The 21,564-nt window shown below is 43.2% G+C and carries 22 protein-coding genes; 7 read left to right on the forward strand and 15 right to left on the reverse strand.

Annotated features, from left to right (window positions below; all coding sequences use genetic code 11):
• The first annotated feature begins 5 nt into the window (after nucleotides 1-5).
• Both G7092_RS27805 and G7092_RS27810 read left to right on the forward strand, forming a co-directional pair.
• Nucleotides 6-1,751: a M14 family zinc carboxypeptidase gene (locus tag G7092_RS27805; RefSeq protein WP_166095040.1), complete on the forward strand. Its 1,746-nt coding sequence runs from the start codon at nucleotides 6-8 to the stop codon at nucleotides 1,749-1,751.
• Complete coding sequence (locus G7092_RS27810; RefSeq protein WP_166095042.1) at nucleotides 1,752-2,381, forward strand: rhomboid family intramembrane serine protease; 630 nt, start codon at nucleotides 1,752-1,754, stop codon at nucleotides 2,379-2,381.
• On the opposite strand, the gene G7092_RS27815 is transcribed toward G7092_RS27810, so the two are convergent.
• Nucleotides 2,350-3,339 carry a hypothetical protein gene (locus G7092_RS27815; RefSeq protein ID WP_166095044.1) on the reverse strand — a complete coding sequence of 330 codons (990 nt, stop codon included), beginning with the start codon at nucleotides 3,337-3,339 and terminating at the stop codon, nucleotides 2,350-2,352. The two genes, G7092_RS27810 and G7092_RS27815, sit on opposite strands and share 32 nt — an antisense overlap.
• A 174-nt stretch (nucleotides 3,340-3,513) precedes the next feature.
• Here G7092_RS27815 and G7092_RS27820 point away from each other — a divergent pair, with 174 nt between their 5' ends.
• The gene (locus G7092_RS27820; protein ID WP_166095047.1) at nucleotides 3,514-4,524 is read left to right on the forward strand and encodes a dipeptide epimerase; all 1,011 of its coding nucleotides are present in this window, start codon (nucleotides 3,514-3,516) and stop codon (nucleotides 4,522-4,524) included.
• A 425-nt stretch (nucleotides 4,525-4,949) separates the two neighbouring features.
• Here the strand turns inward: G7092_RS27820 and G7092_RS27825 are convergent, their stop codons facing one another.
• From G7092_RS27825 to G7092_RS27845, 5 genes are all read right to left on the reverse strand, one after another.
• Nucleotides 4,950-5,735, reverse strand: coding sequence for an alpha/beta hydrolase (locus G7092_RS27825; RefSeq protein ID WP_166095049.1), 786 nt, complete (start codon nucleotides 5,733-5,735; stop codon nucleotides 4,950-4,952).
• Between the two features lie 104 nt (nucleotides 5,736-5,839).
• The gene (locus G7092_RS27830; RefSeq protein WP_166095052.1) at nucleotides 5,840-6,691 is read right to left on the reverse strand and encodes a helix-turn-helix domain-containing protein; all 852 of its coding nucleotides are present in this window, start codon (nucleotides 6,689-6,691) and stop codon (nucleotides 5,840-5,842) included.
• Nucleotides 6,692-6,898: 207 nt separating this feature from the next.
• On the reverse strand, nucleotides 6,899-7,801 hold the full coding sequence (locus G7092_RS27835) for a prohibitin family protein (protein ID WP_166095054.1): 903 nt from the start codon (nucleotides 7,799-7,801) through the stop codon (nucleotides 6,899-6,901).
• Nucleotides 7,802-7,810: 9 nt separating this feature from the next.
• A complete protein-coding gene (locus tag G7092_RS27840) occupies nucleotides 7,811-7,999 on the reverse strand; it encodes a DUF6358 family protein (protein WP_076376413.1) in 189 nt (62 codons plus the stop codon).
• A 2-nt stretch (nucleotides 8,000-8,001) separates the two neighbouring features.
• Nucleotides 8,002-8,316 (reverse strand): rhodanese-like domain-containing protein, encoded by a 315-nt coding sequence (locus G7092_RS27845; RefSeq protein WP_166095056.1) that lies wholly within the window; start codon nucleotides 8,314-8,316, stop codon nucleotides 8,002-8,004.
• Between the two features lie 210 nt (nucleotides 8,317-8,526).
• Between G7092_RS27845 and G7092_RS27850 the strand changes: the two genes are divergently transcribed.
• Together G7092_RS27850 and G7092_RS27855 are read left to right on the forward strand one after the other, a co-directional pair.
• Complete coding sequence (locus G7092_RS27850; protein ID WP_166095059.1) at nucleotides 8,527-9,645, forward strand: DUF4407 domain-containing protein; 1,119 nt, start codon at nucleotides 8,527-8,529, stop codon at nucleotides 9,643-9,645.
• A gap of 92 nt (nucleotides 9,646-9,737) precedes the next feature.
• Nucleotides 9,738-10,166, forward strand: coding sequence for a PepSY-like domain-containing protein (locus G7092_RS27855; protein WP_166095061.1), 429 nt, complete (start codon nucleotides 9,738-9,740; stop codon nucleotides 10,164-10,166).
• Nucleotides 10,167-10,222: 56 nt separating this feature from the next.
• On the opposite strand, the gene G7092_RS27860 is transcribed toward G7092_RS27855, so the two are convergent.
• The 8 genes from G7092_RS27860 to G7092_RS27895 all read right to left on the reverse strand — a co-directional run bounded on the left by G7092_RS27860 (nucleotide 10,223) and on the right by G7092_RS27895 (nucleotide 18,033).
• Nucleotides 10,223-10,567: a four-helix bundle copper-binding protein gene (locus tag G7092_RS27860; RefSeq protein WP_166095063.1), complete on the reverse strand. Its 345-nt coding sequence runs from the start codon at nucleotides 10,565-10,567 to the stop codon at nucleotides 10,223-10,225.
• Nucleotides 10,568-10,774: 207 nt separating this feature from the next.
• Nucleotides 10,775-11,857, reverse strand: a complete 1,083-nt coding sequence (locus tag G7092_RS27865) for a GDSL-type esterase/lipase family protein (RefSeq protein ID WP_202985447.1) — start codon at nucleotides 11,855-11,857, stop codon at nucleotides 10,775-10,777.
• A 159-nt stretch (nucleotides 11,858-12,016) separates the two neighbouring features.
• Complete coding sequence (locus tag G7092_RS27870; protein ID WP_166095066.1) at nucleotides 12,017-13,108, reverse strand: DUF6515 family protein; 1,092 nt, start codon at nucleotides 13,106-13,108, stop codon at nucleotides 12,017-12,019.
• 162 nt (nucleotides 13,109-13,270) lie between these two features.
• The gene (locus tag G7092_RS27875; protein WP_166095068.1) at nucleotides 13,271-13,843 is read right to left on the reverse strand and encodes a thiamine diphosphokinase; all 573 of its coding nucleotides are present in this window, start codon (nucleotides 13,841-13,843) and stop codon (nucleotides 13,271-13,273) included.
• Nucleotides 13,844-14,217: 374 nt separating this feature from the next.
• Nucleotides 14,218-14,841, reverse strand: a complete 624-nt coding sequence (locus G7092_RS27880) for a thiamine phosphate synthase (protein ID WP_166095070.1) — start codon at nucleotides 14,839-14,841, stop codon at nucleotides 14,218-14,220.
• Nucleotides 14,842-14,917: 76 nt separating this feature from the next.
• The gene (locus tag G7092_RS27885) at nucleotides 14,918-15,256 is read right to left on the reverse strand and encodes a hypothetical protein (protein WP_166095072.1); all 339 of its coding nucleotides are present in this window, start codon (nucleotides 15,254-15,256) and stop codon (nucleotides 14,918-14,920) included.
• Nucleotides 15,257-15,318: 62 nt separating this feature from the next.
• Nucleotides 15,319-16,992 (reverse strand): alkaline phosphatase PafA, encoded by a 1,674-nt coding sequence (gene pafA / locus G7092_RS27890; protein ID WP_166095075.1) that lies wholly within the window; start codon nucleotides 16,990-16,992, stop codon nucleotides 15,319-15,321.
• 288 nt (nucleotides 16,993-17,280) lie between these two features.
• Entirely contained in the window at nucleotides 17,281-18,033 is a 753-nt protein-coding gene (locus G7092_RS27895) for an SDR family oxidoreductase (protein WP_166095077.1), read from the reverse strand.
• Between the two features lie 57 nt (nucleotides 18,034-18,090).
• On the opposite strand from G7092_RS27895, the gene G7092_RS27900 reads away from it, so the two are divergent.
• Nucleotides 18,091-18,777 (forward strand): Crp/Fnr family transcriptional regulator, encoded by a 687-nt coding sequence (locus tag G7092_RS27900; RefSeq protein ID WP_202985448.1) that lies wholly within the window; start codon nucleotides 18,091-18,093, stop codon nucleotides 18,775-18,777.
• 275 nt (nucleotides 18,778-19,052) lie between these two features.
• A complete protein-coding gene (locus G7092_RS27905; RefSeq protein ID WP_166095078.1) occupies nucleotides 19,053-20,183 on the forward strand; it encodes an FAD-dependent monooxygenase in 1,131 nt (376 codons plus the stop codon).
• 226 nt (nucleotides 20,184-20,409) lie between these two features.
• Here G7092_RS27905 and G7092_RS27910 read toward each other — a convergent pair whose 3' ends face one another.
• Entirely contained in the window at nucleotides 20,410-21,495 is a 1,086-nt protein-coding gene (locus G7092_RS27910; protein WP_166095081.1) for an acyl-CoA dehydrogenase family protein, read from the reverse strand.
• Nucleotides 21,496-21,564 lie beyond the last annotated feature (69 nt).

Raw genomic sequence — 21,564 nt, forward strand, 5'->3', positions numbered from 1 at the left:
TCCCGATGAAGAAAATTCTATCCGCTTTATTAATTTGCTTAATCTCCTTGTCGGTTAAAGCTCAGTTAACGCCGTTTGAGCAGCATCAGGATCATAATTACACCGCTACCTATGCCGAAGTTATAGCTTATTATAAAAACCTGAATAAGCTGTATCCTCAACAAATGAGGCTGATCAATTACGGCACTACCGATATAGGCAAACCGCTTACGCTCATTGTTCTGTCGCGGGATAAAGTTTTTGATCCGGCTTCGATCAAAAAACAAAACAAACGCGTGCTGCTCATCAACAATGGCATACATCCCGGTGAGCCCGAAGGCATAGATGCCAGTATGATGTTGGTGCGCGATCTGTTGAAAAAAGATCAGCTGCCCAAAGACGTAGTGATATGCCTTATTGCTTTATACAATATTGATGGTAACCTGAACCGGGGTTTGAGCCGTGTTAGTCAGAACGGTCCGGTAGCATATGGTTTCAGGGGGAACTATCGTAACCTGGACCTGAACCGCGATTTCATCAAAGCCGACAGCCGCAACGCCCTCGCGTTTACACAAATACTCACTGCCTGGAAACCCGAGGTATTCCTGGATAACCATACCAGCGATGGCGCCGATTACCAGTATGTAATGACCCTTATTGAAACGCAAAAGGATAAACAAAACCCTATCCTGGCTACTTATACCTCCAAAACGCTTACACCCTATTTGTACAGCCACATGAAAAAAAGCGGGTATGAAATGATCCCCTATGGTGCCGGCGAAGAAGGCCTGCCCGACTCGGGCATCGTAAGCTTTCTGGAAACACCCCGCTTTGCCACCGGCTTTGCCGCCCAGCATAATATCATCAGTTATATTACCGAAACGCATATGCTCAAGGCTTTTGACAAACGGGTATATGCTACGTATGATTTTATGCAGCACCTCATCAATATCTATCAGCGCGATGCCAAACTGATAGGTCAACTGAAACAACAAGCCGATGCAGAGGTGGCTCAGCAAAAAAATTTCGCGCTGAACTGGACTGTAGACCGGGAAGCCAGAGATACCATTACTTTCAAAGGCTACGAGGCCGGCTATAAAACCAGCGAAGTGAGCGGCTTAAACCGCTTGTATTATGACCGGAATAAACCTTACACCAAAACCATTAACTTTTGGAACACCTATAAAGTTACCACCACGGCCGATAAACCGGTAGCCTATGTGATACCACAAGCCTGGGGTAAGGTGATCGACCTGTTTAAACTGAACGGGGTTAAAATGCAGCAACTGGCGCATGACACCACCTTGGGTTTACAGATGTATTATATTGAAGACTATAAAACCCCGCAAAAACCTTTTGAAGGACATTACCTGCACTCGGCTGTTAAACTGAATCCGGTGGATACGCGGGTTAAATTTTATGCCGGCGATTATGTGGTATATACTAACCAGTCTATTAACCGTTATATTGTGGAAACTTTGGAGCCGCAGGGTGTCGATTCCTTTTTTGCCTGGAACTTTTTTGATTCGATGCTGGGCGAAAAAGAATATTTTTCTGATTATGTATTTGAAGATATCGCTGCCAACTTATTAAAAAAAGACCCAGAACTGAAAAAGAAACTCGATGACGCGAAAAGCAAAGACCCCAAACTGGCCGGCAGCGCGCAGGCACAATTATTCTTTGTTTACCGCAATTCACCCTATTTTGAAAAAACTTTTATGCGTTATCCGGTGGGCAGACTGCTCACCGACACCAAACTCGATCTTAAATAAATGGAAAACTTGCTTACCGCTCCCGTTGCCTGTGTCATATTCGTTATTACCATCATCACCACGCTGATGGCTTTTTCCAACGAAAACCTATACGGCAAACTGATATTACACCCTTACAACGTTTCGCGCGGCCGTTATGTTTATACCGTTATCACCAGCGGACTTATTCATAAAGACTGGATGCACTTGTTTTTTAACATGCTGTCCTTCTATTTTTTTGCCTTTAATCTGGAACCTGTTTTAGGGCACTGGCAATTTGCTGTACTGTACATGGCCAGCTTAATTTTAAGTGATATGCCATCGGTGCTTAAGCATCGGGAAAATTACAACTATTATAGCCTTGGTGCATCAGGTGCGGTGAGTGCGGTGGTTTTTAGCGCCATATTATATAATCCATTGGGCCAAATGATGATCCTCCCAATCCCGATACCTATACCAGCGGTAATATTTGGTATACTATACCTGGTTTATTGCAGTTATGCTTCCAAATACTCCCGTGATAATATTAATCACGATGCCCACTTGTACGGTGCCCTTAGTGGATTGATGATCACCATTATTTTTCACCCTGGCATTTTACCTGGCTTTTTTCAGCAAATTACCGAGCGAGTTCAATCGATGCTGCACTGATAGGATTACCATCAGCATCAAACAGGAAACTCATGGGGTCTTCGGGATTCTTGATGATCTCGAACAACAGGAAACCCCAGTTTTTCCAGAAATTTTCCAGTACCTGGCCGTAAACTTTGGGTACCCAATCATCAAACAAAGGTTTGGTACTGGTGCCCCGCAGCGGCATGGCTTCTATATAAATGATATCTTCAACGGGTAGTATATTATATTCAGGCAGGCGGTTAAACAAGTATGCCGAATAAAAAAAGCGCGCGTTAACCTCCTCAAATTGTACCGGGTGCAGGGTTTGGCCTTTAATTTTTTCTAAGGCCGCCTGGTGATAGCTGGCATTCGCGCCATTATCCTGCAGGCAAATGATCAGGCCAAAATCTTTGATCCGGAGCGAGAACGTCAGCGTATTGATCTCATCGCGATAGCCAAAAATATCTTCGGCATTATCAACCTTGAACAATACTAAACTGAAAGGCTTAAAACCATCCAGCTCGATAGGCAGGTTGAGGCTTTGCAGCATCAGGTGCAGGTGACTGAATTTATGAATAATGGCCTGCGACATGCTGAACTCTTCGCCCTGGGCATGCTGTTGTTTAATACCGGCCTGGATCTCATTAAATATAATACCGTACAGCAGTTTACCGGCCCACTGAAATAGTTTCAGCTCATCCACTTGTTTTACAGCATCGTAACCTGCATTAAAAGCGGCGGCTATTTCAGCTTCCAGGGGTTCCAGGAATTGTTCGTTGATATCGGCAGTGCAGGGCAGTTTAAGGTCTTTGTAGGTGGCCATACTTTCGTCGAGCAGTTTAAAAGGCTTATCTTCCAGGCCGTAGCGGCTCATGAGCCATTGCGGAAAAACCTGTATCTTTTCTTCTTCAGAATTCAAAGGCTGCCCGCTCAGGAAACACTTATTATTACTGAAATTAAAACGCTCGAACGGTGAATAAATTTGTGCCGACATGGCCGCAAAGATAAGGATGGTTTTAGATGTGTGGATGTGCAAATATGCAGATGTGCAGATTTTTTGACATAACTTACACATCATTTTTCATCTGCACATTTAAAATTTGCACATCCGCACATTATTTTTCATCTGCACATCTGCATATTTGCACATCCGCATATTTAAAAACCCATGGAACTGACATATCAACCCTTTGAACTGCAACTCAAACACGCTTTTACCATAGCCAAGTTTTCGCGTACCTCTACCCCAATTATGCTGGTGCAAATTAAGCACGAAGGCCATACCGGGTATGGTGAAGCATCTATGGTGCCATATATGGGCGAAAGCCACGAAACTGCTATCGCTTTTTTGAGTAAGGTTGATATCAGCCAGATCAGTTATCCCGTTGATTTTGGTGCGGTGATCAATTATCTGGATAGCATAGCTCCGGGCAACCCGGCTATTAAAGCAGCCATTGATATTGCCCTGCACGATCTGGATGGAAAGATCAAACAACAACCCTGCTGGCAACTGCTGGGTAGCGATCCTGCAAAAATGCCGGTGACCAGTTTTACCATAGGTATTGATACGCCAGAAATGATCATCAAAAAAGTAAAAGAGGCCGAAGGCTTTAAGGTGATCAAAGTAAAGTTGGGTAAGGATAACGACAAAGAACTCATTACTACCATACGTTCCGTGACTGATGTGCCCCTTTATGTAGATGCCAACCAGGGCTGGACTGATCTGCAGCAAAGCCTCGACATGACCTATTGGTTACAAGAACAAGGCGTAAAACTGATAGAACAACCCATGCTCAAAACCGATCCCGACAGCAATGCCTGGCTCACTGAACGCAGCCCTATCCCTATTATTGGCGATGAGGCTGTACAGCGTTTTGAAGATGTGGATAAAGCCAAGGGCGTTTATACCGGCATCAATATCAAGCTCATGAAATCGGCAGGGATATATGAAGCCAGCCGGATGATCAAACGAGCCCGTGAACTCGACCTCAAGATCATGATAGGCTGCATGACCGAAACCAGCTGCGCCGCCCTCGCCGGCCTGGCCCTCGCCCCCCAAAGCGACTGGGTTGACCTTGATGGGCCTTTTTTAGTAAGCAACAACCCCTACCAGATGCCCGATTTTGCTGATGGTAAATATATTTTGAATAATGACCCAGGCTTGGGTATAAGGAAGTAAGCGCGAATTTTTTCTAATTATTGCGAATTTCATGAATGAGTTGTCCTCCTGAGCTTGTCGAAGGATGACAGCCTTAACTTAATTTGTCGTCCTGAGTTGTAAAATCAGGGGCCTTTAAGGGTGAAATGACGCGTTTAATTAAGGTTTCAATTTTATAAAAATATGTCATTGCGAGGCACGAAGCAATCCCCTCGCGTTCTTATGGATAAAAATAGCTACGAGATTGCTTCGTCGTTCCTCCTCGCAATGACATGATGGGGGCACGTCATGGGTATGAACGAAGAGTCTATTCGTGAATTGGCAAGCTGTAAATTAGATGTTTCACTGCGTTCAGCATGACAATCTTTTATATGCGGAGGTAACTAACGACAAAAAGGGCCGCCTATCATTAAGATAAGCGGCCTTGCTATTTTATGATCCTAAAATTATTTCACATTATTAGCTGCATCCATAATCACTTTGGCAACGGCATCCGGGTGTGAGATGAATACCACGTGACTTGCTTTTATTTCGGTTACTTTGGCGCCGGCACGTTTGTACATGTTACGTTCAATGTCCGGGTTAATGGCTTTGTCTTCGGTGGCTACTATACCATAGCTGGGTTTAGTTTTCCAGGCGGCTTCGGTAATAGGGGCCACAAAACATTGTGCAGCGATAGGGCCTTGTGAAGCGTACATAAAGTCAGCTACTTCTTTGCTCAGGTCGGCGGCAAAACCGGCGTGGAATTTTTCTTTGCCAAAATAAACAAAGCCTTTTTCGTCCGGAGGCAATATGCCGTTTTCGGGAGCGGCTGGTAATGATTGAACCAGTTTCAAAGTAGTTTCTCCGTTATCAGGAGCAAAGGCGGCTATATAAACCAGTGCTTTTACTTTAGGATTGGTACCGGCTTCGGTAATTACGGTACCACCCCATGAGTGACCTACCAATATTACAGGTCCGTCTTGTTTGTCAATAACACGGTTGGTAGCATCCACATCATCTTTAAGCGATGTTAAAGGGTTTTGAACAACGGTTACGTTATAGCCTTTTTTAGTCAGGATATCATAAACACCTTTATAGCCAGAACCATCGGCAAAGGCGCCATGCACCAATACTATATTTTTTACGGTTTGGGCTTCTGCTTTAGGGGCTGAACCAATAATAGTTGATAAAATAATAGCTGAGGCAGCTAAGCCTGTTTTTAATGCGTTTTTCAGAGTTTGAGTTTTCATTGTTTTGTTCGTTGATGTTTGTTGTTTGAATCAACGATACAAAGGTGCAGCAACTCCTGCACCTGAGGAATGGGCATACTTCCCGACGACTTGTAATTTTTTCCCTAGGCCACCATTTTCTTATTATTTCTGAAATCAGATGGCGATAATGCGGTATGTTTTTTAAAGAAATTACTGAAATAAGCGGCATCATCAAAACCCAGCTCATAGGTGATTTGCTTGGCCGATTTATCGGTATAGAACAACAGGCGCTTGGCTTCTATCAATATCCGCTCCTGGATGATCTGGATAGGCGTTTTATGATTGTACAGCGCAAACAGGTTGGATAAAGTTTTTGGCGACTTATTTAACCTGCCCGCATAATAACTCACACTGTGCTGTTCGCGGAAATTCATTTCAACCAGTAAATTAAATTTGCGCAGGATGTGAAAACGGTCGTCATTCAGTTTCACTTCGGGGAAACTACTGGCCCTGGCTAACTTGGTGATCATGATAATAAGCCGCTTTAAAAGCATCATGAGCAATTCGGTCTGGATACCATCCCTGGTATTGAGTTCCTCAATAAATACATCCAGCAGCACCTTCAATTTTCGTTGCGTATCCTCATCCAGGTCAATGAATACATTATCATTCATCCCAAATAAAAAACCAACGCAGCTTACTTCGGTATCATGATCAACAATACAGTAAAATTCGCGGTTAAACTGCCAGGCAACCACATCGTTGGGGCGCTCAAAATAAAACGACTGGTTAAACATAAGTGGCAATACCGTATTCGGCATAAAATCATATGCCACTCCATCAATGGTTACGGTTTGTTTTTCGCCCCGGTTCCAGGCTATGGTAAAGTATTTATAGTCGTAATCACGTGTGTAAAATAGTCGGTCGAGCTGCGGTTCATTGTGATGCAGCAACAGATCGCCGCCAGTGTTCTGGTCTGATACTGATAATTTCATGCCCGAAGATATTATAAAATCACAGCAATATACTGATGAAACTTAACATTGAATACTTTGCGCCGAACGGTTTACATGGTTTACACTTTTTGCAGCAAAATTCAATTTAATTACTTGATTATAAACTAATTAACTAAATATAAACCATAAATTATGTAAACCATGTAAACCCACTTTTTCTAACAAAATATCCCACCTGTTCAGGTGTTACTTATCGCTCAGCATAATAGGGTTACCCTTACCACCAATAATAATTACTTTGGTATTGGACGATAAGGCGATTTCTTTCTGAGCCTTAATAGCTTCATATTGGAGTTGCTTGTCTGATAATCCGGTAGAAAGGATCTTTTGATAATCGGCTATACCCTGGGCTTCTACGCGCTTACGTTCGGCTTCCTGACGCTCCTTTTGCAACACAAACTGCATTTTCTGAGCGTCCTGTTCGGCATTGATCTTTGATTCGATACTGGCCCTTACCGAGGCTGGCAGGGTGATATTACGCACCAGGATCTGCTGTAGCTCCAGCCCGCGTTTAGCAAAATTAGCGGTTATATAACGGTTTATTTTATCCTGAAACTCCTGTCGTTTAGTGGAGTACAGATCAACAGCGGCATAATTAACCGCATTATCGCGTATAGCAGTGCGCGATACCGGGCGAACAATCTTATCCAGATAATTTTCGCCGATATTCTGCAAAATAAAAGGAGCCCTGTCTGCAGTTACCTTATATAATACCGAAAGATCAATAGTAACCTCCAGCCCATCGCTCGACAGCACCCGGATGGCATCGTCGCCCTCCTTTTGGCCCTCGTTACTTACGGCACTCATGGTGTAAGTTTGGGTTTGTATATCAAAGGTGGTGATATCAACCAAGGGGTTAATGATGTGCAAACCACTTTCGAGTACATTATCCTGTACCTTACCAAAAAGAGTTTGCACACCCACTTTACCGGGCTCAATTACTTTAAATATGGATAGCAGCAGGCCTACGGCTACCAGGGCTAATCCAACAACGGTTGCCGTACCGCTAAAGCGGCCGGCCGGCTCAGGTGAGCGTTTGAGCACTATACCCGCAATGAGCACAATAACTCCCAAAATTGCTATAAACATGCAATGAAGTTACTGCTTTTTTTGCGAGTTCCTTACGTCTTTTAACAGTCTTATTTTTAATACAATAACTACCCCGGCAACCAATATAGCGGCACCCAGTAAAGTAAAGTTTTTATTGGAGTTGGCCTGGTACGCTACAAACAGGCATAATACAATACCTACAGTATACAGCACGTTAAGCACTAACTTTAAACCCATAATTAATACACATTAAGTGATGGATCAATTTCTGCCGCCCAAGCCAAAATACCACCCTGTAAATTGGTCAGGTTGCTATAGCCTAATTGCTGCAATTGCATAATGGCCGCCGCGCTGCGTTTACCGCTGCGGCACATCACCACTACGGGCTTTTCTTTACTTACTTTGTCGGCTTCAATTAAAATGCCGCCAAGCGGTATTAATTGTCCGCCCAGGTTTGAGGTTTCATATTCAAACTCTTCCCTTACGTCAATCAGTTGAAAATCTTCGCCTTTGTCCAGTTTTTCTTTTAGTTCCTGTACGGTTATCTCATTCATGTTAAATAAAATTATAATCCAAAGGTAGCTTTTTTTCTATATCAAATAATTAAGCCCGATTTTTGTAACAATCGATGTCTAAGTGCGTTTTATGTATAATATTGCACAATATTTGTGTTTTGTTACGTTTACGTGCAATGAAAAAAGAGATGAGCGCTGAAAAGGTTTACATTAACCCAACACGATCGTCCATAAAATGGATCATAATAGATGAAAAAAGTTACACGCTTTTTCTGGTTTTGTTCAGGAGCGCATATTGATACCCTAAAAAAATATCCTATTGAACATAATAAATATGTGGGCATTGGTGCCACCATATTTTTCACGGCATTGTTTGCCTCCTTATCTGGCGGCTATGCTATGTATTTTGTTTTTAATGGCGATGCCTTTGCTGTAGGCTTTGCCATTTTATTTGGTTTGCTATGGGGTACTGCCATTTTTAATATGGACAGGTACATCGTATCGAGCATCAATAAAGAGGGCAGTACCAATCAGCAGATATTGCAGGCTTCGCCGCGTATTTTGCTGGCCATTATGATAGGCGTGGTTATTTCGCGCCCGTTGGAGCTGAAAATATTTGATAAAGAGATCCGTCAGAAATTAAAAACAGCGTACCTGAAGGGGCAGCACCGCAAAATTGACACTCTAGAAAAAACCTATCAGCAAAAATATGCGATGGAGATGGGCAAAAACGGCGATCTGAAAAAGGAAAAAGATTCGCTGGAAAAGGATATCAATCGCTCACGCTATCAGCTTAACCAGGAGGTTTTTGGCGATAAAACCAACCAAACATCGGGCATTACCGGCTACGGTACTTATGCCAAGCAAAAGCAGGCCGTACTGGAAGAAAAAGAAAGCCGTCTAAAGGAAGTAACCCAGAATTTAGGCCAGATGGACCAATACCTGGCCGCCCGAAAGGACTATGAGGGATTAAATAGTACGCGCCTTTTCACCGAGCATCAGCTGGATAGCCTAACTAATATTGCCGGCTTCAGCGATCGTAACTGGGCCCTGGGCCAGCTAACCTATAACGAGAATGGCACCCGCGATCTGGATACTTACCTGGCTATATCATTTATAGGCTACCTGTTTATCCTGTTTGAATGCTTGCCGGTATTTGTAAAGCTGATGTCGCCCAAAGGGCCATATGATGTAGCTATAGCCAAAACCGCCGAGGCCAATATCCATTTCGCTGAGCGTGATAAGGAAAGGGAAAACACCGTTACCGACAATATTTATGATCACTCCGTTGGTACCGATATTGAAAGACGAAAGAAGATCATTACCTCGCAATCAGATTATGATTTTGAGCGGCATAGTTACGAGTAACATCCGGTAAATATTTAAGTACAGATTTTCCACAAAAAGCCATCAGTTTTCCTACAGCTTGATATTTTATACTTGTGTAAAGCAAAAATATCATGAAAAAGACATTATCACTGCTGATGGGCCTGGGCTTTATAGCCAATGCCGCATTAGCCCAGAACCTGAAATCAAAGGATGTGCCCGCTGTTGTTAAATCAGCACTAGCATCAAAGTATCCTACAGCCAGCAAAGTAAACTGGGAAAAAGAGAAAGGTAATTACGAGGCCAACTGGGGTGGCAAATCGGGCGAAGATAATTCGGCTGTTTTTACTCCCTCCGGAGCCTTTGTAGAAATTGTAAAGGCCATCCCCATTACCGATCTTCCCAAAAGCATAGCGCCTTATGTGAGTGTACATTATAATGGAGCAAAGATCAAGGAAGCAGGTAAGGTTACCGATGCGGCCGGGAAAACATTTTACGAAGCGGAAATAAAAGGTGGCGACCTGATTTTTGATGAGAACGGTGTATTTGTGAAAAAGGATTAATTGCCCGTCTTGTACAGTAAAAAGCCCCATCGCTGAGCTGTGATGGGGCTTTTTACTTAATCCTGTGTCACAGGTTCGTGGTGTTGATGACATGCCTCTGCGCAAGCCAAACATGCTTCTGCACATTTCCGGCAATGGTCGTGATGATGTTTGCCGCATTCATCGGCGCAAAGCCGGCATATTTCCTCGCATATAACCAGGTACTGATAGGCAATGGCCGAGTCCCGTTGTAATAACCGGGCTGCCTGGTTACATATATCAGCACAATCCCTGTCGAGCCTGATACACTGAGCCATCATCTTTACATCCTCTTCACGTAAGCAGGCCGTTGCACAATGTTCGCAGGCCAGCACGCAATTAAACAGCTTCTGAATTAATTGCTGATGATCATGATTATTCATAGCTATGTTATTAATTGGTATACTATAACAATACCCAAAAACCCCAAAAGGTTTTCTTTATTTGAAACCATCATGAGCTAAGGCTCGCAAACCGGAATGAGCAAACCGGCTCATGATAACTTCATCGCCATTAAAAAACAAACTACACAGCATTCATGAGCTCCATGGAAAAACAACTTATTAACGAATAATTACTCTGATGAAAAATCACCACCCTTTAAGCTGCTTTAAATAGGTTGTTAGTTCATCGGCTATAAATTCATGTTCTTTCATATCAGGATGTGTACCGCAGCCCTGATAGTATCGCCTGGAAAAGAAATATTTATATACTTTTTTGTCGCCACTATTATTGACCTCGGCAGTAATAGCGCTCAGGTAATTTTGCAACGCGGCAGATAGTTTATCATCGGCCATGGGACTGCTTAAACATACGATATCGGCTGTCGGATACTTTTGTCTTACCGTCTTAATAAACTTGGTATAGATATCGCAGTAGCGGATGGAATCACCAACACCATCATTCTGGCCCAGGCAAACGGTTACTACATCGGGCTGGTAATGTTTAAAATTCCAGGCAATAGAGTCATTACGCAGGAAAACCTTATCAAACACCAGGGGCATGGTAATATCCATATTACAGCAGCTGTGTACCATACCAATACCTGCAACCGAAGTAAGCTGCCACTGCGCGTTTAAGTTACGTGAGGTACGCGGCCCGTAACTCATATAAGCATTATGCTGATCGTACCACTCGCCCTTACCGCATGGGGTGGTAGACTGATCCATACCTGCTCCGCTGGTAATAGAATCGCCGATATATTCAATTTTACGTGCGGGCTGAGCGGTTGGAGGTAAAAGTTTAACGCATCTCACTCCCATAAAATCAATGTAGCCGATCTGCGATTCGGTGTCCTTGCAAATAACAACTGTATGTTCGCCGTCTGTCAATCCATCTGCTACGGTGATTACATTGGTTTTGCCTGTAGTTTGTATACGATAGGGCGTATTATTATCAACTGCAATTTCCAGGTAATTGTGGCTTTTGCCGTACAGCACCTCGTCATTAATCAGTAACTCACATTTTTTGCCTTCAAAGCGAAGTTTGATATAAACCCCCGGCGACCACATCCTGGGTCTTAGCGGATTGGTGAAGTCAATCCGCCCTATGTATTGTATATAAGCACTATTGGCCTTGTATAATTTTAAGATTTGTTTAGGGGAAGCTGCATGGGCGTTATAGGATAGCTGCAGCAATAGGGCAAAGAGTAAACCAGCTATATATTTTATCATATCAGGTTAATAGTTGTAGCGTAAAATTAGTTCACCGGATACCGGTCAAATACTTCTATAACGTTTTTACCGCCTCAGTGTTCCCTGAATTTATAAAAAAACGGGCTGCCTCAATGAAGAGGCAGCCCGTTATATGCTATCTAAGGTAATTTATATGCCTTATTGTTGATTCTGATCGGCAGGATCATCAGATGGTGTACCTACAATTTTGTAAGCTCTGTTACCATTATTGTCTGTAGTATCCTGGTAGTAATAACCATCAGGAGATACATACAATTTTTCGCCGTTGATCTTTATTTTTCTGCTGTCCTGTGGTAACTGGCCAACTATATCACCTATTTGAGGTGCTTGCTGAACATCACCGTTACCACCCTGGTCAGTATTTAATTCGCCGTCTTTACCTGCAATTACATAAGTGGCGGTTCCGTCGTCTTTAGTAATTGGCTGATAGTAAACACCATTTGATTCATAATACTGCTCGCCATTAATCATGATAGACTGTGCATCTTTTGGCAATGTTTTGATCTCGGCACCCACAGGTGGCTCAACTACAGTATATTGATCATTAACCTGTTGGTAGTATAAACCATCGCTATAGTAGTACTGGTAATCGCCCCAGAAAAATGGATAGTAACCATAAGGTAAAAATCCTATGCTAAAGCCTAATCTTGGCAAATAGTATGAGTTATAGTAGTTACGGTAAGGATACCAGTAATGATTTCCGAAGTAACCGCCACGACCGCCATAACGGTAGCTAGGATAAACACGGGAACCGTAACCGTTACCGCCGCTTCTGTAGTAAGTACCACGGCCACCGGCATATGAATTTCTGCTCACGCTGGCATATCCACGGGTTCCGTAACCATAGCTACGTGTAGCTGTTCCGGTACTAACACGGTTACCACCAGGTGCTACAGCTATGTTGCTGCGGGTTCCGGCACCATAAGTACGTTGTGGAGCTGCAGTAACGTTGGTACGTGAGGCAAAGCCACTGCTACCATAGGTACGCTGAGGTGCAGCTATTGCAGATCGTTGCGCACCACCGTTAAACGATGGACGTGAAAAGCTTGCACCACCGGATGAACGGGAGAAACCACCGCCTCCTCCGCCACCACCGCCGGATGATCTTGAGCCGCCACCGCCGCCACCACCACCGCCGGTTCTATGCTGTGCATTGGCGGTAAAAGCTAAAGACAAACTCAACAGAGTTCCTAAAGCTAGAGTGAATAATTTTTTATATGTGCGTTTCATGATGAAAATTTTTTAACTAATCAGCCGGGTATTCTTTGCTGATATAAGTATATAGACTAATAAATGATTAAACGGTTTAATCCGTTTTTAATTATATTTAACAAAAAGTACACCAATATAGTATTCTGCTGTAAAAACAGCTCAATTATACACTTTTCTGACCTAATCCAGCCCTTCTGCAACCCATAAAAAGGACTGTTGAAAGCTCAGCGTAAAAAAACCATCATGCGTGGTTTTAAAGTTTCCTGGGGTTATTTGTTCCAAACCAGTGTAATTTAACCCTTTTGTACTGTTTAGGATTCGTATTTCATCGCCGGCTGGTTTCCATTTGCTAAAACCAGAACTTATGGCATAAATTTTTTGATACCCTTGAAATATCACCAGATCAATTTTCCCGGCATAATTTAACAGATCATCAAATGCAGGTTCGTCTGTTATTACGTTTACGGCCGGGTAATGGTTGGCTATCAGGTAATTTAATGCCGTTACTGCCAACGTATTATCGCCGGGGGGCATCAGTTTTACATCTGATTGTATCATGTCTTCTCCGCCGTTGCCAATCACCCAATCCACCTTAATACCCAACATATGGAGTTTTTCGGCGGTATGCGGGATGGTTATTACCGTGGGACTCCACTCCAGCAACTGCCCCAGTAACTCCTCCGGAAAATCATCAAGCCCCAGCACCAGTAATGCCGGCTCCTGCTTTTCCCTTACAATATGGTGAGAAGACATCGATTAAAAGTAGATAGAATAAATGAATATTTAATGAATGTGTTTAAACAACAAATGTTAAAATAGTATACCACTCCAAAAAAACTTTTTAAACCTTGAATTTTAACACTTTCCGGCTTAAAAACAGGCCAAAACTGTTCAAAAATCAACCTAAAAACACTCATTTTAACACTTTTTAACAAATTCAAACATGATTTTGATGTGTTTTGAAAAGTTTAAAAAGTATTAATTTATTGATTGTCAAATAACTAAATATAAAACAATAGATTTTTGGACTGTTTTATTCCTTAACAAAACAGCCCGGTTCTCTATAAAAAGAAAGCCAGGCTGTGATTTATATAAAGATACGAAAAATAAATCTTGAGACTGTGAACTTAATAAACTTTCCTGTAAAACTCCTTCAACGCTGCTCCGGGATTGAGCGCCAGGTTAACGGCTCCTGATACGGCTATGCCATAAATGCCTGTCTGCAGCAGGTGTTCCACATCATTCAGTTGTATGCCGCCTACAGCTATTACGGGGATATCAATAGGGAGCTGTTCCAGTTTCCGGTAGCCATCAAAACCTAGTAGCGGGTAATCATTTTGTTTGGTATGGGTATGCGCAAAGGGGCCATAGCCGCAATAATCCACAATACCCAGGCTTTGTATTTTTAACAGGGCATCCGGGTTGCTGGCCGATGCGCCTAATGTTTTTTCATCTGTGATCACCCTGCGTATAGCCGCCAGATTGGCCAGGGGATCTTCGATATGCACGCCCTGGGCATCTACCTTATCCAGTAAATGATAGTGATTGGTGATGATGAGGGTTGCGCCCCAGTCATCGCAGATTCCTGCAATTTCGTTCAGCTCGTCAATCAGTTCATCTTCTGCCTTGGTCATGCAACGGTATTGCACCCAGTTAGCACCCGCTTCGCAGGCTATCTGCACTTGCTGAACATGACTGCGATCGGGCAGATCCTGCGTGAGGTAGTGAAATTTGGAAATGTACTTTTTCATACTCTTTCTTAGTCAGAATTATCTCCTTACACAGGGGTGTATATGCCCGCGTAAGGAGATAATTCAAGCAAATACATTAATAACTCTCAAATGTGTATAAAAACACCTTCCCATTATGAATTAACTTTAACGTGTCTGCCTTGGCCGCTTTATAAACACTATCGCCTTTTTTTGCAAAATAAGGGAAGTCCATTTTATTATTGATTACAGAAGGGGCAAAAGTAAATTTCTGATTATTGACTACAATATCTACCACTCCTTTGCCATGAATAACATCTACAAGTTTTCCATCTATTTTGGAGTTATTGAATTTGAGAAATTTTCTCCTTATGTCTTGTCTTCCATAATAATTCACTATAATAAATAACAAAATAGTGCATCCTAATATTATAAATGTAATTCTACTTTTTCTCATCACATGTATTTCCTAATGATAGCAACCACATGCCTGTACATTATAAACTAGGATATTCCAACTTATAATTTCTCCTGCGTTAGCACTTCGCTGATAGTTTTGCCAATATTACCGTTTGGTGCTTGTATGTGCAGTAAAGATGCTACTGTTGGGGCGATATCCGCCATGTGTGTTTGGCGGGTAAGGCTGCCGTGTTTAATACCCCAACCCATAAATACCAGCGGGATATGGGTATCATACGGGTTCCAGGCACCATGGGTAGTACCGGTGCTGCCGTGCCCTGTAAAGTACCCGGGTTTCAGGATAATTTGTATCACACCACTATGTTCCACATTATATCCGTTGATAATGCGGGTACGCAGATCTTCGGGAATGTTGGCGGTTTGAGCCCTCTGCATATCCACAGCAAAAGCAATAGCCGGCTGTGCCTGCAGGTAATCAATACAGATTTGTTTCAGCGCGTCGATATTCAATCCTTCTTTTTTGATGATGGAGTTATTGAAGGTAACCTGGTAATTGGCCATACTCCTGATCAGGTTTTTCACTTTAAATTTATCTTCCATCAGTTTCTCCATATCAACAACAGCCTTATAATCGTCCCAGAAACCGGCCGGTATTTTATGATCGGTTAAAAATGTAGGATTATGCGCGGCGCCATGATCGGCTGTTAAAAAAACAGAGTAATTGCCTTTGCCCACAGTAGCATCCAGATAGCTAAAAAACGAGGCCAGGTCCTTATCCAGCCTTAAATAAGTATCTTCTGCCTCTACCGAATTGGGGCCAAATTGATGACCAACGTAATCTGTAGAAGACAAGCTCACCGCTAAAAAGTCGGTCACCACATTTTTTCCCAGTTGTTCGCCTTCAACCGCGGCGCGGGCCAGGTCGAGCGTCATGCTGTTTCCAAACGGAGTTGAGCGGATCATACCCACTTTGCCTTTGTATAATTCGGATGTTTTAATGGGGAAGGTTGGTGCTTCTGTTCCGCCAAATTTACCTTCATAACGAGGGCTGTTATCAGGTGTGCTCTGTACATAGGTATTGACAGGGTATAGTGTGTTCCAATCCTGTTTCAGGTATTTTTCGGCTATTTTCTGATCATTAAATTTCGTAACCCAGGCCGGCAAACCGGTCATGTAGTAAGTACTGCTAATCCAGTTGCCGCTTTCATCATCAAACCAGTAAGCAGCATTGGCCGTATGCCCGGCTGGCAGGATACCACCCCTGTCTTTCAGGGCAATACCAATAACTTTGGAGCGGAAGTTGGTAGCCAGTCTCAGCTCGTCGGTTACGGTAGTCACCAGCAAATTGCGGGGCGACATCTGACCGGCTTTTGATGTGCTGCCTACAGCCTGCACGGTGCTGTCGTCTGTGCAGTACATAGATTTTCCAGTGGCTTGTATAATAAAATCGTTACCTGCTATGCCATGCAGCGCCGGTACCGAGCCGGTATAGATACAGGTATGGCCCGCAGCGGTTACGGTAGGTATATAGTCGATATTGGTATTTTCGCAAGTGAAACCTTCGTTCAATAAACGCTTAAAACCTCCTGTCTGGTAACGATCATAATACCTGTACAGATAATCCCAGCGCATCTGATCAACCACCAGGCCCACAACCAGCTTTGGATGTGATAATGAGGCGGTAGCGGGAATGGTACTAACTTTCTTTTTTTGTGCCGATACCGAAACGGCAGCAACGCATAAGGGAACAAGGAGTAGATGTTTAAGCTTCATTTTTTAAGAGTTTGGAGAAGCCCAAATATCAACAATGCTTTTAAAATGCGGTATAGTTTTTTGTTAAATATAATGTTTGTTACGGAAACTTGGTATCGACTTCGCTGCTATCGCAGTTTAATTATTGAATTATTGATTTAGTGAATTAGTGATTAAATCCGGTTTTGGTAATGTCGCTTTTATTTCAATTGCTGGCGTACGCGTACCGCGTGCACATCGAAGTACACAATTACCCAAAACTATCATTCAATTTTTGGAAAAATTGAATGATAGTTTTGGGCGTACTCCTTATTTTATTTTAGGGAACCCACCATCAACAAATACTTCGGTACCGTGCATGAATGAAGAAGCATCCGAAGCAAGAAAAGTAACCACTTTTGCAACTTCTGATGGCTGCCCAAAACGCGCTAAAGGAACTTGTGGTAGTACAGCCCCGGCCATATTTTGAATTTGCTCCTGACTTAAATTAGATCTATCGAAGTAATTGGTTTGAATTGGTCCGGGGCTTACCGCGTTTATTTTGATTTTTCTTGACGCCAGTTCGGAAGCAAAAGTTTTTACGAACGATTGAACGGCTGATTTTGCGGCTGAGTAAACAGAAGAGTTTGACATTCCAATTTCGGTTACGATAGAAGTATTTAGGATTATGGCTCCTCCTTCTTTCATCAGTGGCAGCATTTGCTGAACTGTAAACAGTGTTCCTTTTACAAGAACATTAAACTGTTCGTCAAAATGTGCTTCATCAATTTGTTCAATCGGTGCATACTTTCCAAACCCGGCGTTAACAAATAAAATATCAATATACGGTGTTATTGACTTTATCTTGTTGCCGAGGTCCAACAGATCTGACATTTTTCCGGAATCAGAAACAATACCGTAAGCCTGATCACCTAATTCGTTTATTGTTTCATTAACCGTATGTTGATTGCGTCCCGTTATAATAATTTTTGCACCATTTTCTATAAAATCAATTGCAGTTGCTTTTCCGATGCCACTTGTTCCTCCGGTTATTAGAGCTGTCTTACCTGTTAAGTTTATCATGTTTTTTATTTTATGGGCCAAATATGCAAGAGGGGGCCAACCTGAGAAACCCGTTTCTTGCGAAAATTCATTCTGTATCCGGGTTCATATGATTATGGGATTACCCAGATTCATCGCCGGCTACAGGCTAAAAACCGGAAGAATACCATTTTTACTACTTTTACCGGGATGAATGCCTCAATAAAAGAAAACCTTTTAGAGATTTTTCAGATACCCGAACAAAGGCTGAATGAATTGCTGGACATAACCTATGTGGTAACGTACAACAGGAATGAGGTTATTGGAACGGCCAATCGTATTTTTGACCGCCTGGGCTATATTGTTGATGGGGCGACAAGAGCTTATTATGTTAATGAAGCAGGCGAAGAAATTAGTTATTTACTACAGGTAAACGGCGATTTTTTGGGTGATTATGAAAGTTATATAACCGGCAAAAAATCGGATCTGATCATTGAAACGCTATTGAAAACAGAAGTTGTTTTTTTTGAGAAAGCTAAAATCGAACAGCTCATCAGTCAGGATGTTTTCTGGCTCGGCTTTGCCAAAAAAATATCCGATCTGGTATTTCTGGATGCCAAACAGCGGATAAACGATCTTCTGTTTTACAACCCCGAACAGCGTTACCTGAATCTTCTGAAAAAGTCGCCCGGAATTATTCAAAAAATACCGCAGAAATATATTTCCAGCTACCTGGGCATAACACCGCAATCTCTGAGCCGTATCAGAAAAAGAATAACCGGGTGAAAACACCTCATGTCATTTCGACAAACAGCGACGGACGATGTGTGGAGTGAGGAGAAACTGTCTCTCGACCGCAGGGAGAAATCTTTTACATCAGGTTGTCGAAAATACTTGCCGTATAAGATTTCTCCTCCTTCGTCGTTCGAAATGACAAATTTTTGTTGACAAGGCATACCTATATCTTAATCCGCATTCACATTAATTAGTTAACTTAAGTGAACGTTTTTTGACTGCTGCATACCCTAAGTTTGCGGCTTCAACATTAATATTTCACAAAAATGGAAGTCGCAATAATTGGAGGAGGAATAGGTGGCTTAACAACGGCTTTGGCCTTAAAACAAGCCAACATTCGGTTTAAGGTATACGAGGCTGCGCCCGAAATCAAAGCTGTTGGCGCGGGCATTATCATGGCCAATAATGCCATGCAGGTATTTCGGCATTTGGGTGTTCACCGGGAAGTATATCAAAAAGGTAACCTGATTAATGCGATGACGATTGCCAGGCCCGATTTTTCGCCATTGTCCAGGGTCAGTTTAATTCCTTTTGAGAAAAAGTACCAGGTACAAAATCACGCCATCCATCGCGCCGATCTGCATGGCATTTTATCCAACGCCATTGGACATCAACACATCGAAACCAATAAAAGATTACAACACATCAAAAAAGAAGATAAGGCATATGTTTTGACTTTTGAGGATGGCACCGATGTACAGGCCGGATACATTATTGGTGCGGATGGCATCAGGTCGCAGGTTCGTCAACAACTATTTTCTGAAAACGAATACCGGGATGCCGGACAAATTTGTTGGCGCGGTGTACTTAATTTTACTTTGCCCAAAGCATACGCACATGAAGCGATGGAAGTATGGGGAAAAGGCAAACGTTTTGGCTTTGTGCAGATAAGCAAAGATCTGGTTTACTGGTATGCAGTAGTTGATACTGGTTTAATAACGGACAACCCCGACATTATTTCGCTACTCAGGGATATGGATCCGCTGGTTACTGCTCTTGTAAAAGCTTCGGCCGAAGAGAAAATAATCAAGGGGCCATTATATGACCTGAAACCGATCGGCACCTGGAGTAAAAAGGATGTTTGTTTGGTTGGCGATGCTGCCCATGCCACAACACCTAACCTGGGCCAGGGCGCTTGCCAGGCCATAGAAGACGCGTACACTTTGGGCGAATTGGCGAAAAAATATCCTTTAACAGATGCTTTCCGGAAATATCCGGAGATCAGAAGAAAAAAAGCACACTACATCGTTAATACCAGCTGGAAGATTGGCGAAGTGGCACACTGGCACAACCCGTTTGCGATTGGTCTGAGAAATCTGACCTTAAAATACTTAACGCCAGACAGCGTCAACCTAAAGCTATTGGATAAGGTTTTTACACTGGAAAATATAGATTAACACTTTAATTCCCTGACCCGGTGTCATGCTGAGCATCGTCGAAGCATGATGGGCAGGCCTCTGCGCACGCTCTTCGACAAGCTCAGAGTGACAGGCCTTTTTATCGATTGATTTTATTTTGTCATCCTGAGGCACGAAGGATCTATTGTTGAACTATGCCGACGGCAGAATAGATGCTTCACTTCCATTCAGCATGACAAATAGCTTTTTAAACGAAGGTCAGTAATTACTCCTCAAACACCAATAACGAATGCTGACTGGCCGTATGCAGATCGCGCCATACCTGGTTGAGTTCCGTATCGGGATTGGCAGCTTGCAGGCCGCAGTAGGGAAATAACTCATCCACACATTCGCGGGCTATACGGGCCAGCTTGCGGCTGCTTTGACCAATTTCCTGTAGCTGTGTTGCTTTCCCCATCAGGGCACCCTGCCAGGAGGCATCAACAGCGCTGTAAAATTCCAGTCGTGCGGCGTTTAGTTGGCCGGTCAGTTTTTCATGGAGCTGTTTGATGATCGTCCGCCTGTTGGTGGTCAGATATTTATTTTCGGGTTTTTCATCAAAAATAGTAGCACACAGATCGGTAAAGTGAACCGCCATGCCCGAGATATTGGCGGCCAGCGTAGCCTCGGCCAGTTGCATAAAGGGATACTGGTATAAAGGCCCCGCGATAGCTGCATTACCCGGGTCAATTTTAAAGCACCGGTTGTCTTCAACAAAAAGATCGCGTACCTCATAGGCATCGCTGCCGGTACCCATCATGCCCATAAATTTCCAGGCCGATATCAGGGTAACATCTTTACGATCAAAAATAAAGGGCAATATCAATGTTGAGCCGTCATCGTTCAGTACGGTTTCTTCGCCTTGTTTAATGATACAATTGGCGGTTAAATGCGTAGCGTGATGTACCCCGCTGGCATATTTCCAGTGACCACTAATCAGGTAACCGCCATCGGTTATGGTTGCTGTACCGGTGGCAGCTCCACTACCGGCCAGGCATAAAGCGGGATGGGCAAAAATATGCGGCGCAACCTGCGGCGATAAAAACCCGCCAAACCAACCTGCCCCCGCACAAAGGGTAACTACCCAGCCCAGGCTGCCATTAGCCCAGGCCAGGCTTTCTTCCAGCCTAACCATATCGGGCAGCGAGAGTTGTAAGCCACCATAAACCTGGGGCACCAAAAACTTAAACCAGCCCTGCTCATGTACCAGCGCCAGTTGCGATGGTTGCAACATTCCCGCCTTTTCGGCAGCGGGTACTGCTTCCCTGATGATATTTACCCATTCGGGTTTGAGGTGAGTTGAGGGATGCATTTAAGTAGTGAGTAGTGAGTAGTGAGTAGTGAGTAGTGAGTAAAAAGTAAATTAATTAGCCATTGTTTT

This window comes from Mucilaginibacter inviolabilis, from assembly GCF_011089895.1.
Taxonomy (GTDB): domain Bacteria; phylum Bacteroidota; class Bacteroidia; order Sphingobacteriales; family Sphingobacteriaceae; genus Mucilaginibacter; species Mucilaginibacter inviolabilis.